The organism is Natronomonas sp. (assembly GCF_028274965.1).
GTDB lineage: Archaea > Halobacteriota > Halobacteria > Halobacteriales > Haloarculaceae > Natronomonas.
Map to the genome: position 1 here is coordinate 17,842 of NZ_JAQCNO010000012.1, position 12,677 is coordinate 30,518.

15 protein-coding genes and 1 pseudogene are annotated in these 12,677 nt (G+C 69.3%); 8 read left to right on the forward strand and 8 right to left on the reverse strand.

Going from position 1 to position 12,677, the window contains the following annotated elements; all coding sequences use genetic code 11:
* Positions 1-69: 69 nt before the first annotated feature.
* Positions 70-162 (reverse strand): annotated as a pseudogene (locus tag Q0916_RS01800) (type II toxin-antitoxin system HicA family toxin); the annotation flags it as partial.
* 1 nt (position 163) lies between these two features.
* Complete coding sequence (locus Q0916_RS01805; protein ID WP_299233538.1) at positions 164-418, reverse strand: type II toxin-antitoxin system HicB family antitoxin; 255 nt, start codon at positions 416-418, stop codon at positions 164-166.
* Positions 419-615: 197 nt separating this feature from the next.
* Here Q0916_RS01805 and Q0916_RS01810 point away from each other — a divergent pair, with 197 nt between their 5' ends.
* The 5 genes from Q0916_RS01810 to nadE all read left to right on the forward strand — a co-directional run bounded on the left by Q0916_RS01810 (position 616) and on the right by nadE (position 6,799).
* Positions 616-2,532 carry an ABC transporter ATP-binding protein gene (locus Q0916_RS01810; RefSeq protein WP_299233540.1) on the forward strand — a complete coding sequence of 639 codons (1,917 nt, stop codon included), beginning with the start codon at positions 616-618 and terminating at the stop codon, positions 2,530-2,532.
* Positions 2,533-2,590: 58 nt separating this feature from the next.
* Positions 2,591-4,333, forward strand: coding sequence for an arginine--tRNA ligase (gene argS / locus Q0916_RS01815; protein ID WP_299233543.1), 1,743 nt, complete (start codon positions 2,591-2,593; stop codon positions 4,331-4,333).
* Positions 4,334-4,400: 67 nt separating this feature from the next.
* The gene (locus tag Q0916_RS01820; RefSeq protein WP_299233546.1) at positions 4,401-5,321 is read left to right on the forward strand and encodes an ABC transporter substrate-binding protein; all 921 of its coding nucleotides are present in this window, start codon (positions 4,401-4,403) and stop codon (positions 5,319-5,321) included.
* Positions 5,318-5,731 (forward strand): desampylase, encoded by a 414-nt coding sequence (locus tag Q0916_RS01825; RefSeq protein ID WP_299233549.1) that lies wholly within the window; start codon positions 5,318-5,320, stop codon positions 5,729-5,731. The genes Q0916_RS01820 and Q0916_RS01825 overlap by 4 nt, the downstream gene beginning before the upstream one ends.
* 261 nt (positions 5,732-5,992) lie before the next feature.
* Positions 5,993-6,799 carry an NAD(+) synthase gene (gene nadE / locus Q0916_RS01830; protein WP_299233551.1) on the forward strand — a complete coding sequence of 269 codons (807 nt, stop codon included), beginning with the start codon at positions 5,993-5,995 and terminating at the stop codon, positions 6,797-6,799.
* Here nadE and ubaA read toward each other — a convergent pair.
* The 3 genes from ubaA to msrB form a co-directional block, all read right to left on the reverse strand.
* A complete protein-coding gene (ubaA, locus tag Q0916_RS01835) occupies positions 6,796-7,605 on the reverse strand; it encodes an SAMP-activating enzyme E1 (protein ID WP_299233554.1) in 810 nt (269 codons plus the stop codon). The genes nadE and ubaA overlap by 4 nt on opposite strands.
* Positions 7,606-7,788: 183 nt before the next feature.
* Entirely contained in the window at positions 7,789-8,502 is a 714-nt protein-coding gene (locus Q0916_RS01840; RefSeq protein WP_299233557.1) for a halocyanin domain-containing protein, read from the reverse strand.
* A gap of 48 nt (positions 8,503-8,550) precedes the next feature.
* Entirely contained in the window at positions 8,551-8,949 is a 399-nt protein-coding gene (gene msrB, locus Q0916_RS01845) for a peptide-methionine (R)-S-oxide reductase MsrB (protein ID WP_299233560.1), read from the reverse strand.
* Between the two features lie 108 nt (positions 8,950-9,057).
* On the opposite strand from msrB, the gene Q0916_RS01850 reads away from it, so the two are divergent.
* A complete protein-coding gene (locus tag Q0916_RS01850) occupies positions 9,058-9,237 on the forward strand; it encodes a hypothetical protein (RefSeq protein WP_299233562.1) in 180 nt (59 codons plus the stop codon).
* 210 nt (positions 9,238-9,447) lie between these two features.
* On the opposite strand, the gene msrA is transcribed toward Q0916_RS01850, so the two are convergent.
* Both msrA and Q0916_RS01860 read right to left on the reverse strand, forming a co-directional pair.
* The gene (gene msrA, locus Q0916_RS01855; RefSeq protein ID WP_299233565.1) at positions 9,448-9,987 is read right to left on the reverse strand and encodes a peptide-methionine (S)-S-oxide reductase MsrA; all 540 of its coding nucleotides are present in this window, start codon (positions 9,985-9,987) and stop codon (positions 9,448-9,450) included.
* Between the two features lie 66 nt (positions 9,988-10,053).
* The gene (locus Q0916_RS01860; RefSeq protein WP_299233567.1) at positions 10,054-10,314 is read right to left on the reverse strand and encodes a hypothetical protein; all 261 of its coding nucleotides are present in this window, start codon (positions 10,312-10,314) and stop codon (positions 10,054-10,056) included.
* An 81-nt stretch (positions 10,315-10,395) separates the two neighbouring features.
* Here Q0916_RS01860 and Q0916_RS01865 point away from each other — a divergent pair, with 81 nt between their 5' ends.
* Both Q0916_RS01865 and azf read left to right on the forward strand, forming a co-directional pair.
* The gene (locus Q0916_RS01865) at positions 10,396-11,007 is read left to right on the forward strand and encodes a helix-hairpin-helix domain-containing protein (protein ID WP_299233569.1); all 612 of its coding nucleotides are present in this window, start codon (positions 10,396-10,398) and stop codon (positions 11,005-11,007) included.
* Positions 11,008-11,119: 112 nt separating this feature from the next.
* Positions 11,120-11,878: an NAD-dependent glucose-6-phosphate dehydrogenase Azf gene (gene azf / locus Q0916_RS01870; RefSeq protein WP_299233571.1), complete on the forward strand. Its 759-nt coding sequence runs from the start codon at positions 11,120-11,122 to the stop codon at positions 11,876-11,878.
* A gap of 19 nt (positions 11,879-11,897) precedes the next feature.
* Here azf and Q0916_RS01875 read toward each other — a convergent pair whose 3' ends face one another.
* On the reverse strand, positions 11,898-12,485 hold the full coding sequence (locus Q0916_RS01875) for a DUF309 domain-containing protein (protein WP_299233574.1): 588 nt from the start codon (positions 12,483-12,485) through the stop codon (positions 11,898-11,900).
* Positions 12,486-12,677: the final 192 nt, after the last annotated feature.

Here is a 12,677-nt window from a genome sequence, read left to right on the forward strand (position 1 = left end):
GTGAGAACGCCGGACGAAGTGGACTGTCACCGTCCGGGCCTCGCCCGTCTCGGCGTTCTCGTATCGGAGCGTCGTGTGACTGCCCTTGCCGCCGACCGGGACGAACCCGTGTTTGGTGAGGGCTTTGATTACCTCCCGCGAGGAAAAGGTCGTCCGAACCACACTATTCGAGCCACACCGGGCGGCCGTTTTCGCCGATCTCGACGTCGATCTCTAGCTCGGCGAGGTACGCGTCGGGATCGTCGATCGGCTCGCCGTGTCCGAAATGACTATCGAGCGCGTCGGCGAGTTGCCGGAGGGCTTCTGTCTCGCTGTCACCGAACGATGCGACACCCGAATCGACGTGTCGCGCTGTCACCCGGCCGTCGTCCTCGTGGACGAACTCGACACCGGCCGGCGGTTCGGATACCGTTGGCATATACATAGATAGGTGCCGAGACCGACGTAAATGTTCGCTTTGACCCACTCGATGGCGCCGCTATCCCAACGCGTGGAGCGAGATACACAGCGTGAGGACCGAGAGCGGCCGCGAGTACCGCGTCGACGCCCAACGTTCGACGCCGCCCGAGGGGCCGCGAACCCGGGGCCTATGTGGCCGTCGCCCCAACGGCGCGTATGGCCGACGATCAGGGCGGGTTCGAAGACGCCCGCGAGAGCCTCGATGGCCACCCGATCCGGAGCCTCCTGGCGTACGCCAAACCCTACTGGCTCCGGTTGGGCGCCGGCGTGTTCACCTCCTTTCTGACGCGGTTCGCCCGGCTGGTCCCGCCGATCATCGTCGCGACGGCGATCGACCGCGTGGTGTTGCAGTCCGGCGATCCCGGGCTGCTCTCCGAGGTCGGGCTGGTCCCGTCCGGCGAGATCACCGGCGAGGCCGCCCGGATCGGCCTCCTCGAACAGCTTGTCGTCATCGCGGTGATCGCGTACCTCGTGCGCTCGGCGACGCGGTTCGCCTCCCGCTATCTGCTGCAATCGACCGCACAGAAGGTCCAGCGGGACCTCCGGAACGACACGTACGACCACCTCCAGCACCTCTCGATGGACTTCTTCGTCTCCCATCAGACCGGCGGGATGATGTCGATACTCAACAGCGACATCAACCGCCTCGAGCAGTTTCTCAACACCGAGTTCAGACAGATGATACGGGTCGTCGCGACCGTCGGCGGCATCTCCGTCGTGCTGTGGACGTACTCGCCGAAGCTCGCGCTCATCGCGCTCGCGCCGGTCCCGATCATCGGCCTCGCGAGCGGGTTCTTCCTGAGCTGGATCGAGCCGCGGTACAAGTCGATCCGCGAGACGGTCGCCCGCCTGAACACGCGCTTGGAGAACAACCTCGGCGGGACCGCGGTCATCAAAGCCTTCGACCGCCACGCCTTCGAGCGCGACCGGGTCGCCGAGCAGAGCCAGGCCTACCACGACGAGAAGGTGGCGGCCCTGCGGATCCGCCGGGCGTTTTTCGCCTCGCTCCGGTTGACGACCGGCGTCGTGTTCGTCCTCGTGCTCTACGTCGGCGGGACCGACATCATCGCGGGCGACCCCGGCGCGCTGTCGGCGGGTGCGTTTGCGCTGTTTTTCCTCTATCTCCGCCGGCTGTACTCCCCGATGCGCCGCGTCGGCAAGTCCGCGAACAAGTACCAACTCGCGAAATCGAGCGCCGAGCGCGTTTTCGGACTCCTCGGCGAGGAGCCGACGGTGACCGAACCGGCCGAACCGCACGCCCCCGACTCCGTCCGCGGCGACGTCGCCTTTGAGGACGTGACGTTCAGCTACGGCGACCGCGATCCCGTGATCGAAGGCGTCTCGCTGGACGTTCCCGCGGGGGCGACGATCGGGCTCGCCGGGCCGACCGGGGCGGGAAAATCGACGCTTCTGAAGCTCCTCCCGCGGTTTCACGACGTCGACTCGGGGGCCGTCCGCGTCGACGGCGTCGACGTCCGGGGGTACGGGCTCCGGGCGCTCAGAGACGAGATCGCGATCGTCGAACAGAACCCCTACCTCTTTTCGGGCACCGTCGCCGACAACATCGCCTACGGCGACCGCGCGGTGCTCGAAGCCGAGTGGCACGGCACAACGGACGCCCCTGGGGCGGACGCCCGCGACCGGGTTATCGAGGCCGCCAAGGCCGCCGAGGCCCACGAGTTCATCACGGACCTCCCGGAGGGCTACGACACGCTCGTCGGCGAGCGCGGGATCAAACTCTCCGGGGGCCAACGACAGCGCCTCGCCATCGCCCGCGCGCTGCTCAACGATCCGTCGATCATCGTCTTCGACGAGGCGACCTCGGACGTCGACACCGAGACCGAGACGCTCATCCAGGAGAGCCTCGATCGGCTCATCGACGAGCGGACGGCCTTCGTCATCGCCCACCGCCTCTCGACGATCAGGGACGCCGACACCATCGTCGTCATGGACGACGGCGAGATCGTCGAGCGCGGCACCCACGAGACGCTCGTCGCGGCCGGCGGCGAGTACGCCGGCCTCTGGCGGGCACAGGTCGACTCGGGGGCGTCCGTCGCCCCTCCCGGCGAGTGATCCCCGGGGCCCGACGCGAACCCGTTATTCCTATATCCGACGCTCGGAAACGTGATGTATGATCCGCCCGTTCCGCGAGTCCGTCGAGGACGCCGTCGCGTCGGCGCTCCGGGCCCGCGGCCTTCCCACCGACGACCTCGGCATCGAGGAACCGCCCGACGACGTGGCGTCGGTGTTCGCCTCCAGCATCGCCTTCCGGGTCGCCGACGACCTCGGCACGGCGCCGCCGCAGGCCGCGGTCTCACTCGCCGCCGACATCGACACCGAGCCCCACGAGTACGTCGAGCGCGTCGAGGCGACCGGCCCGTACCTGAACTTCTTCCCGAGCGAGTCGTACTTCGCCGACACCCTCGAGGCGGCACAGGCGGCCGATTATGGCTCCCTTCCCGCCCGTGACGTCTCCGTCGTCGTCGAGCACACCTCGGCGAACCCGACGGGTCCGGTCCACGTCGGCCGGGCGCGGAACCCGATCATCGGCGACGCCGTGGCGAACCTACTGGAGTACGCCGGCTACGACGTCGACAGACACTACTACGTCAACGACGCCGGCCGACAGATCGCGGTGTTCACCTGGGCCTACGAGCGCTTCGAGGAGTCCGAGCTTCCCGACCCGGCCCGCGACCGCGAGGAGTACCGGATGGTCCGGTACTACCGGAGAGGCAACGAGTTCCTACAGGACGCCGACCCGGAGGCCGTCGAGGCGGCCGAGGCCGAGATCGAGGCGATCCTTCGGGGGCTCGAGGACGGCGACGAGGAGACCTACGAGCGCGTCTCCGAGGTCGTCGACACCGTCCTCGGCGGCATGAAGGCGTGTCTCGGGCGGCTGCCGGCCGCCTTCGACGAGTTCGTCAAGGAGACGCGGTTCATGCGCGACGGCTCGACGGACGACGTCGTCGCCCGGCTCAAAGCCCACGAGAACGCGGTGTACGAGAACGACGCCTGGCAGTTCACCTTCGAGGACATCGACAAGAACCTCGTCTTCCTGCGGGCCGACGGGACCTCGCTGTACACCACGCGGGATTTGGCCCACCACGAGTGGAAGTTCGACAACTACGATCGGGCCGTGACCGTCCTCGGCGAGGACCACAAGCTCCAGGCCCGCCAGCTCAAGGCGGCGCTTTCGGAGCTCGGGAACGACCCCGAGCGCCTGGACACGGTGGTGTACTCCTATGTCAACCTCCCCGAGGGGAAGATGTCGACGCGCCGCGGGACGGGCGTCCAACTCGACGACCTGCTCGACGAGTCGATCGACCGCGCCCGCGAGGAGGTCCAGGCCCGCCTCGAGGACCGCCTCCGCGACGACGATCTCGACGGGGCCGACGTCGATCGGATCGCCCGACAGGTCGGCGTCGGTGCGGTCCGGTACGACATCGTCTCCAAACAGCCGACGAAGGCGATCACCTTCGAGTGGGACCGCGCGCTCGATTTCGAGGCCCAGTCCGCCCCGTACGTCCAGTACGTCCACGCGCGCTGTCGGGGGATCGAAGCCGAGGCCGACGGGATCGACCCCGCTCTCGACGCCGCGGCGCTGTCGGGCGACCCCGAACGCGAGCTGTTGGCGACGGTCGCCAGGCTCCCGGGCGTCGTCGAGGCGGCGGCCGCCGACCGCCAGCCCCACCGGATCGCGACGTACACCCGCGAGATCGCCGACCGCTTCAACGGCTTCTACCGGGAGTGTCCGGTCGTCACGGCCTCCGACGACCGGACGAAGGCGGCCCGCCTCGCGCTCGTCGTCGCGGCGCGTCACACCGTCGCCAACGCCCTCGAGATCCTGGGCGTCGAAGCGCCCGAGTCGATGTGACCGCCGCCGAGCGCCAGCAGATTGATTGTCCGCCCGCCCGAACGGTCTGACACGGAGTCAAACACAGATGACCGCCCCCCGCGTCGTGTCGCTTCTGCCCTCGGCGACCGAGATCGTCGCCGCCCTCGGCGTCGAACCGGTCGCGACCTCACACGAGTGCGACTACCCGCCCGCCGTCGCCGACGCGCCGTCCGTCGTCCGCTCGCGGATCGACGCCGACGCCTCGAGTGCGACGATCGACAGCCAGGTGCAGTCGGCCGACGCCGACGGCGGCGTCTACCGCATCGACCGCGAGGCCCTCGCCGCCGCCGACCCCGATCTCGTCATCTCACAGGGGATCTGTGAGGTGTGCGCGGTCGACACCGTCGTCGTCGAGACGGCGATCGAGGAGCTGGGGCTCGAGTGTGAGCTCCTGACGACGGACCCACACAGCCTCGGGGACATCCTCTCGGATATCGAACGCATCGGCGCGGCGCTCGGCCGCGCCGACCGCGCCGACGAGTTGGTGGCGGAGCTACGAGCGCGGGTCGATCGCGTCTCGACGGCCGTCGACGCGAGCCCCATCGACCCGACCGTCGCCGTGTTGGACTGGCTCGAGCCGCCGATGGTCGCGGGCCACTGGATCCCGGAGCTGGTCGAGTTGGCCGGCGGAACGTACGAACTGGCCGCCCCCGGCGACGCGTCGACGCCCCGCGAGTGGACGGCGATCCGCGAGTACGACCCCGACGTCCTCGTCGCCGCCCCCTGCGGGTTCGGGATCGAACAGACCTTCGAGAACCTCTCGGATCTGACCGACCGGCCGGGGTGGTCGAGCCTCCGGGCCGTCCGGATGAACCGGGCCTACGCCGTCGACGGACACCACCTCGTGAACCGCCCCGGCCCGCGGGTCGTCGACACCCTCGAAACGATCGCGTCGCTGCTTCACCCCGACGCCGTCGAAACGCCCGAGGAATCGATGCTCCGTTCGCTCTCGGACCCGCCGGCGTGACGCTCGTCGTTCCCGATCCGATCCGCGACGCCGTCTGCGCCCACGCCCGGTCGGGCGCCCCCAGGGAGGTCGTCGGCGTTCTGGCCGGCGACCGCCGTGAGGGGCGCTCTGTCGTCCGGCGGGCCTACCGCGCCGAAAACGCCGCGGGCGATCCGAGGACCCGCTATGAGATCGCCGCCAGCGCGGAGATCGCGCTGTTGGAACGGATCGACGACGCCGGCCTCGACACGGTCGGGTTCTACCACTCCCACCCCGAGGGCCCGCCCGGACCGAGCGAGACCGACGCCCGACTCGCGGCGTGGCCCGGACGCTCCTACGTCATCGTTTCTCTCGGCGCCGACGCGCCCGAAACCGGGGCGTGGCGCTGGGACGGCGAGCGCTTCGTGCCGGAGCCGATCGAACGCGTCTGAACGGCGCCGACGCCGAGCCGGTCCGGTCCCGCGACACCCTCGTCGCGGCCTCGGCTCCCGAACGGCTGCTTCGGGCGGAACCGCTCCCTCGACCGTTTCCTCGCACCCACGAGCGTCGACGTTTGTCCGCAAAAACTGAATGAAATACAAGAAATATCCGGAAAACGTGCCGCGACGAAACGCTTATGCCGATGTAATTGAACGTACACGTATGTCAAACGAACCGACGGACGACCGGACGCCCGCCGCCCGCCGCGAGCGATGACCGATTCGGTCGCCTCGCCCCCGGGGTTCCGCGAGGACGCGGACGCTCTCAGGGCCGAACGCGTCTCGTTCGTCCGCTCCGTCGTCGCCGACGCCGACGCCGACGGGGTCGTGCTCGGGCTCGACAGCGGTCTCGCCTCAACGGTCGCCGCGACGATCGCCGTCGAGGCGCTCGGGCCCGACCGCGTCACCGGACTCGTCCTGCCGAGCAGCAAGATCGGCTCCCGGAGCGCCCAGGACGCCGAGACCGTCGCCGACGTGCTCGGCGTCGAGACCGAGACGGTCCACCTCCAGCAGCTGGTGGTCTGTTTCGGCGAGTTGGCCCCGAACACCGACCTCCACGGCGATCCGACCGTCAGGGAAGCCCTCGTCGATCGGCTCCGGATGACGATGCTGTACGTCGCGGCGAACGCGACCGACCGGCTCGTCCTCGGGACGAACACCCGGAGCGACCGGCTCCTCGGGTCGTTCACCGAACACGGCGACGGGGCCGCCGATCTCCACCCCTTCGGCGACCTCTACCGGACGGAGCTCGAAACGCTCGCCGAGGCCCTCGAGATCCCGTCGTTCGTCACCGACGCGCCCGCCGCGACGGGGTTCTACCCGAGGCGTTCGGACGCCGACGGGTTCGACGAGCCGCCGGCGGTGATCGACGCCGTGTTGCGCCGACTGGTCGAGGCCGGCGAGCGCCCCGACCGGATCGCGGAGGCGCTCGCGGTCGACCCCGAGACCGTCGAGCGGATCGCCCGCCGCCACGAGGCGACGAAACGCAAGCGGCGCGACCCGGCGCTCCCCGGGAACTAGATCGCACAGCGCTCCTCGTACTCGACGTCGTGGACCGACTCGATCCCGCCGCCGCAGACCGGACAGTCCGGGCGCGGCTCGATCGAAACCTCCCGGAACGACATGTCCTCGGCGTCGTAAAACAGCATCCGCCCGTCGAGCGTCTCGCCGTAGTCGAGACACAGCTTGATCGCCTCGGTCGCCTGGATGCAGCCGACGGTGCCCGGTAGCACGCCCAACACGCCCGCCGTTGCGCAGTCCGGGACCGTCCCCGGCTCCGGCGCCTCGGGGAAGAGACACCGATAACAGGGCCCGCCGTCGTTCGCCTCGAACGTCGCCACCTGCCCCTCGAACCGGAGGATCGCCCCGTGGGCGAAGGGCACGCCGGCGAGCGTGCAGGCGTCGTTGACGAGATACCTCGTTGCGAAGTTATCGGAGCCGTCAACGACGACGTCGTACTCCGCCAAGAGCGACTCGACGTTGTCGGCCCGAACCCGCGTCTCGTGGGTTCGGACGGTCACGTCCGGGTTCTGTCGCCGGATGAACTCCCGCGCGGAGTCGACCTTCGGCCGCCCGACATCGGCGTCGCCGTGGATGACCTGCCGCTGGAGGTTCGAGCGCTCGACGACGTCGTCGTCGGCGATCCCGATCGTCCCGACGCCGGCGGCCGCGAGGTACTGCAGAACCGGCGATCCAAGCCCGCCGGCACCGATACAGAGGACCTCCGAGCCGAGGAGCCGCGCCTGGCCCTCCGGGCCGATCTCGTCCATGATGATGTGTCTGGAGTACCGATCGAGTTGGTCCGCGTCCAACGAGAGATCGCTCATGGGGTGTCGTTGTGCGCCCCCGTACAAATCCGTCCGGGTCCCCGACGCGGCGCCGGCCGGAGCGCCGTGGTCCCGCTCGGCCCCGGTGTCCGGGTCGCTCCCGTCCGTTCTCCCCGTGCTCCGGGTCCGCCTCCGCCCGCGATCGCGGTTTGTGATCGCGGTGCTACGTCGGCTCGGTCGGGTTCACTCCTCGCCGGACTCCTCGCGCCGCATCAACACGGCGACCACGAGCGGCGAGAGCAGCGCGATCACCGCCGACAGCCCGAACGGTGACGAAAGCACGCTGAGCGGATCGATGCTCGTCCCACCCTCGCCTTCGCCTTCGCCTTCGCTTTCGCCGTCGCTTCCGCCGCCCTCGCCCTCGCCGCCTCCGTCGCCGCCCGCCTCGGAGCCGGCGACCATCTCGCCGACCGTGAGCTCCGGGGCGCCCTCGCCGCTGCCGACCGCGACGGCGCCCTTCATCCCGTTGGCGACGTGGGGCATACAGATGTACTTCGAGATCCCGTCGCTGTCGAAGGTGATGTCGAATCTCGATCCGCCCTCGCCGGTGCGCTCGCTCTCGTAGCGCTCGCCGGTTTCGCGCTCGGCGACGTTGTGCCCGCCGCCCTCGCCGGTCCACTCGAAGACGACCGTCGTGCCCGGATCGACGTGGATCGCCGGCGGATCGAACGCCAGACCGGCCGCCCCCGCGCCGACGTTGACCGTCACCTCGTCCTCGCCGGTCATGTCGACGGTCCCGTCGAAGCTGTCGACGTCGTCGAACCACCCCTCGTACTCGAAGGTCTCCTGTGCGTAGGTCGGTGACGCCGCCGTCGCCGTCGCGGCCGCGGCCGTCGCACCCACACCGACACGGAAGAGGTCACGCCGGCTCAGGCCGGGGGTGTCGCTCGGTTCCATTTCATCCCGATTTGTTCCCGGTCGTATTTGAGGATTGCCAAACGCCGCTCACTCGTCGTCGAACTCCATGGCGACGGAGTTCATACAGAACCGCTTGCCCGTCGGCTCCGGGCCGTCCTCGAAGACGTGCCCGAGGTGGCCCTCACAGCGGGCGCAGACGACCTCGGTCCGGACCATCCCGTGGCTCCGGTCCTCGCGGAGTTCGACGGCCCCGTCCTTCGCGTCGTAGAACGACGGCCACCCCGAGTTCGAGTCGAACTTCGTCTCGGCGTCGAACAGTTCGGCCCCGCACCCGGCACAGCGGTACGTCCCGTCGTCGTCCTTGCCGAGGTACTCCCCGGAGAACTTCGGTTCGGTTCCCTGCTCGCGGAGGATCCGGTACTCCTCGTCGGTGAGGACCTCCCGCCACTCCTCGTCCGTGCTCGGTAGCTCGTTTGCTTCGGACATACCTCCGGTACGTGCTGGAGGGGCTTTGTCGTTGCGCTGCGACCTGCGGCGCCTTCCCCGCGGGACCGTCCCCCAAACGCGAAGTGCGCGCCGCCGCTTGCTTGTCGTATGCGACCCGAATCGGAGATCAGAGACCGAATCGCCGAACTCGAAGCGCGGTACGACGACTACGACCCGCCGTCCTCGGAGTTCGAGGACACCGCCGAGGTCGCGACGCTGCGGGCGATCGAAGAACTGGAGTGGGTCCTCGAGGAGTACGACGCAACGAGTGGGTTTACGACGTCCTGAGGGCCACTGCTTCGCCGGATCGGCCCGCCCGCCTTGAGGCGGTCGCGGTACCGGCGGCCGAACGCGCCGCGGGAATCCGGGTGTGCGATCCGAGGCGGGCCTTCGGCGGAGGACGGGAGGCCCCTTAGGACGGAACTGCAAGACTGACCCGTGAGCGGAGCGGCCCGAAACGCCCGCTACCGAACCTCCCCGTCGGTCGTCGGCCGCCCCTCAGTCGGATGTGACCTTCCCCGCGAACGTCTCCCGTATCTTCTCGACTTTCGGCCGCGCGTGAAACGTACAGTAGGCGTCGTTGGGGTTCTTCTCGAAGTAGTTCTGGTGGTACTGTTCGGCCTCGTAGAACGTCCCGATGGGCTCGAGTTCGGTCACGACGTCGTCGTCGTACTCCTCGTCCGCGGCGTCGATGTACGCCCGTGCCGTCCGGTGCTGTTCGTCGCCGTGCGTGAGGACGATCGAGCGGTACTGCGTGCCCACGTCAGGACCCTGTCTGTTCAACTGCGTCGGGTCGTGGATAGTGAAGAAGGCCTCGAGCAGCTCCTCGTAGCCGATGACCGCGGGGTCGTACTCGAGTTGGACCACCTCGGCGTGGCCGGTGTTCCCCGAACAGACCGCCTCGTAGGTCGGGTCCTCTGCGTGGCCGCCGGCGTACCCCGAGGTGACCGTTTCGACGCCGCGCAGCTCCTCGAAGGCCGCCTCGATGCACCAGAAACAACCGCCGCCGAACGTCGCCGTTTCGAGCGTTTCCGTCATTGCTCCCCTTTGGGGCTCCGGACGTATTAATCACCGCGCGCTCGGGGAGCCTCGCCCGCCGGGCGGCTACCGGTAGCCGAACGTCCGGAGCGAGGCGCGGGCGGCGACGACCGCGAGCGCTACCGCGGCGACGCTCACGAGCAGGTACGCGGGCGATTCGACCACCCCGTACACGCCCGCCTGCACGGCGCCGATCGCCGCCATCGCCGCGAGCCAGATGAACCCGAGCCCCACGAGCGCGCTCCGGACATCGACGAACCCGCTTTCGGGTTCGGCCCGGGCGTCGCTCTCGGTTGAGGGCTCCGCCGCGACCGACGAATCGTCCATACGCACGGACGGGGCGCCGGCCCGATAAGCCCTCTTTTCGCGGCGATACATTATTGTCCGCCGGCGCGCCCATCTGCCCTAATGCCAGATCTCCCCGTCTCCGAGGCACAACTCGACGCGTTAGAATCGGTACGCGACGACCTCGAAGCGGCGTACGTCGGCGAGTACGGCACCGTCCCGATGGCAGACGCGGTCCAGTACCTGCTCGATACGTACACGCCGCCGTCGGAGACCGACGGATCGACGCCGGACATCGAGGGGCTCACGACGATCGACGGCGTCGGGGAGGCGACGGCCGAATCGCTCGCCGCCGCCGGCTTCGAGACCGTTGCGGACGTCGCCGCGGCGGCCCCGGGCGACCTCACGGAGATCAGGGGGATCGGCGACGAGCAGGCCGTCAGCATCGCCGCCGCGGCCGCGACACAGCGGGGCGACGCGGCGGACGGCTCCGAGTCCGGGCCCGGGTCCGACGCCGGTGGGCACTCCGACGGCGACGGGCGCGAGGACGAGGACGCCGGAGCGTCGCCGGAAAACACCCTCAAGCAGGCGATGAGCCTGCTTGATGCCCACGACGAACGGTGGCGGGAGGCCAGCGGCGACGAGCCCTACGAGGTGGACCTCCCGGACGGTTCGACCGAGCCCGCCCGGACGAAAGACGACGTCAAGCGGCTCCTGTTCAAACACTGGCGCTGACGCCTCGCCGCCGTCTCACCGTCCGGGGACGGCGGCTGCGCGACCCGTGCGACGCCCCCGATCGCGCCGGAACCGCACGTTTCTTACCCGGTTGCCGCCTTTCGGTAGACGAATGGACGAGACCGTACTGCTCACCGGCGCGAAGGGGTCGGTCGGAACGGCCGTCCGCGAGGGACTGGCCGACGAGTACGACTGGCGCTACCTCTTTCATAACCCGCCGCCGTTCGACCCCGAGCACCCGTATCTCGTCGGCGACGTCACCGATGAGGACCTCGTCGCGGAGGCCTGTGCGGGCGTCGGAGCGATCGTCCACCTCGCCGGCGACCCCCGCCGCGACGCCCCCTGGGACTCCGTGTTGCAGAACAACATCCACGGGACGAAGGTGCTGTACGAGGCCGCGATCGACGCCGGCGTCGGGCGGTTCGTCTTCGCCTCCTCGAACCACGCCGTCGGCCACTTCGAGACGGAGCGCGAGCCCGATCTCTACCGGGCCGACGACGACTTCCGGCTCGACGGGACCGAACTCCCCCGCCCCGGGAACCACTACGGGATCTCGAAGGCCACCGGCGAGACGATCGGCCGGTACTACCACGACGAGTACGGCATCGACGTCTGTAACGTCCGGATCGGCAACCTCACGCGCGGACACCCGCCGATCGACTACGAGCGCGGGCAGGCGATGTGGCTCTCCTACCGCGATTGTGCACACCTCCACGCCCGCGCTCTCGAGGCCGAGTACGACTACGAGATCATCTACGGCATCTCCGATAACGACCGGAAGTACTACTCCATCGAGCGCGCCAAGGACGTGCTCGGCTACGAGCCGATGGATAACTCCGCGGAGTGGGACGGCGACGAGCGGACCGAGTGACGCCCTCGGCGCCGTTTTTTCACTCGAACAGCCCCTCGACGTCCGACTCCCGCATCGAGCGGCGCTCGACGTGCTCTCGTAGTCGCTGTCGCACCACCGGGGGCTGATCGCACACCCACTCGCGGGCGAGCGCCACGAACGGACTCGTCGCGTCCCCGTCGGCGACGTCCCGTTCCGCGTAGCCGGCGGCGGCCGTTATCAGTTCGTCGTCGTCGGCCTCGGCGACGGCCTCGGCGGCCGCGGCGATTTCGGCCGGCGCGAGATCGCGGACCCCGACGGCGTCCCCATCGAGACGGAGTTTCGGGGGATCGGTCTCGCGACCCACGGCCGGGTCGGCGGCGACCTCCTCGAGCCACGCCCGGAGCGGCCCGACGTCGACGACCGAACAGTCGGTCAGGTAGGCGCGTGCGCCCTCCGCGAGCCCGCCCGCGCCGTCGTCGTTCCCGCGGCGGGACTTGTACACGGCGGCGCTTGCCTGGATCAGCCCCTGGAGGCACGCCTCGCGCTCGCCGGCCGGATCGTCGAGCCACCGCTCCTCGAGGGGTTCATGCGCCGCCAGATACCGCTCCGCGTTGAACAGCGCGATCCCGACGCGGAGCCGATCCATACCCACCGTCGTGTCCCGGTCGATATATGCGCATCGCCCCGCTCCGTCTCGTCCCGCCCCGCCCCGATCTCACCCGCTCTCTTGCGGTCGCGTTCCGCCGCCGTGCGGGTGAAAACATATATTCGCGCGACGACAGACACACACGAACGATGCGTGTCTCTCTCCGCGCCGACAGGGGGTGTCGGTGATGGC

Coding starts and splice junctions, on each gene's coding strand:
- Q0916_RS01805 (WP_299233538.1), bottom strand. CDS start 418: ATGCCAACGGTATCCGAACCGCCGGCCGGTGTCGAGTTCGTCCACGAG.
- Q0916_RS01810 (WP_299233540.1), top strand. CDS start 616: ATGGCCGACGATCAGGGCGGGTTCGAAGACGCCCGCGAGAGCCTCGAT.
- argS (WP_299233543.1), top strand. CDS start 2,591: ATGATCCGCCCGTTCCGCGAGTCCGTCGAGGACGCCGTCGCGTCGGCG.
- Q0916_RS01820 (WP_299233546.1), top strand. CDS start 4,401: ATGACCGCCCCCCGCGTCGTGTCGCTTCTGCCCTCGGCGACCGAGATC.
- nadE (WP_299233551.1), top strand. CDS start 5,993: ATGACCGATTCGGTCGCCTCGCCCCCGGGGTTCCGCGAGGACGCGGAC.
- ubaA (WP_299233554.1), bottom strand. CDS start 7,605: ATGAGCGATCTCTCGTTGGACGCGGACCAACTCGATCGGTACTCCAGA.
- Q0916_RS01840 (WP_299233557.1), bottom strand. CDS start 8,502: ATGGAACCGAGCGACACCCCCGGCCTGAGCCGGCGTGACCTCTTCCGT.
- msrB (WP_299233560.1), bottom strand. CDS start 8,949: ATGTCCGAAGCAAACGAGCTACCGAGCACGGACGAGGAGTGGCGGGAG.
- Q0916_RS01850 (WP_299233562.1), top strand. CDS start 9,058: ATGCGACCCGAATCGGAGATCAGAGACCGAATCGCCGAACTCGAAGCG.
- msrA (WP_299233565.1), bottom strand. CDS start 9,987: ATGACGGAAACGCTCGAAACGGCGACGTTCGGCGGCGGTTGTTTCTGG.
- Q0916_RS01860 (WP_299233567.1), bottom strand. CDS start 10,314: ATGGACGATTCGTCGGTCGCGGCGGAGCCCTCAACCGAGAGCGACGCC.
- Q0916_RS01865 (WP_299233569.1), top strand. CDS start 10,396: ATGCCAGATCTCCCCGTCTCCGAGGCACAACTCGACGCGTTAGAATCG.
- azf (WP_299233571.1), top strand. CDS start 11,120: ATGGACGAGACCGTACTGCTCACCGGCGCGAAGGGGTCGGTCGGAACG.
- Q0916_RS01875 (WP_299233574.1), bottom strand. CDS start 12,485: ATGGATCGGCTCCGCGTCGGGATCGCGCTGTTCAACGCGGAGCGGTAT.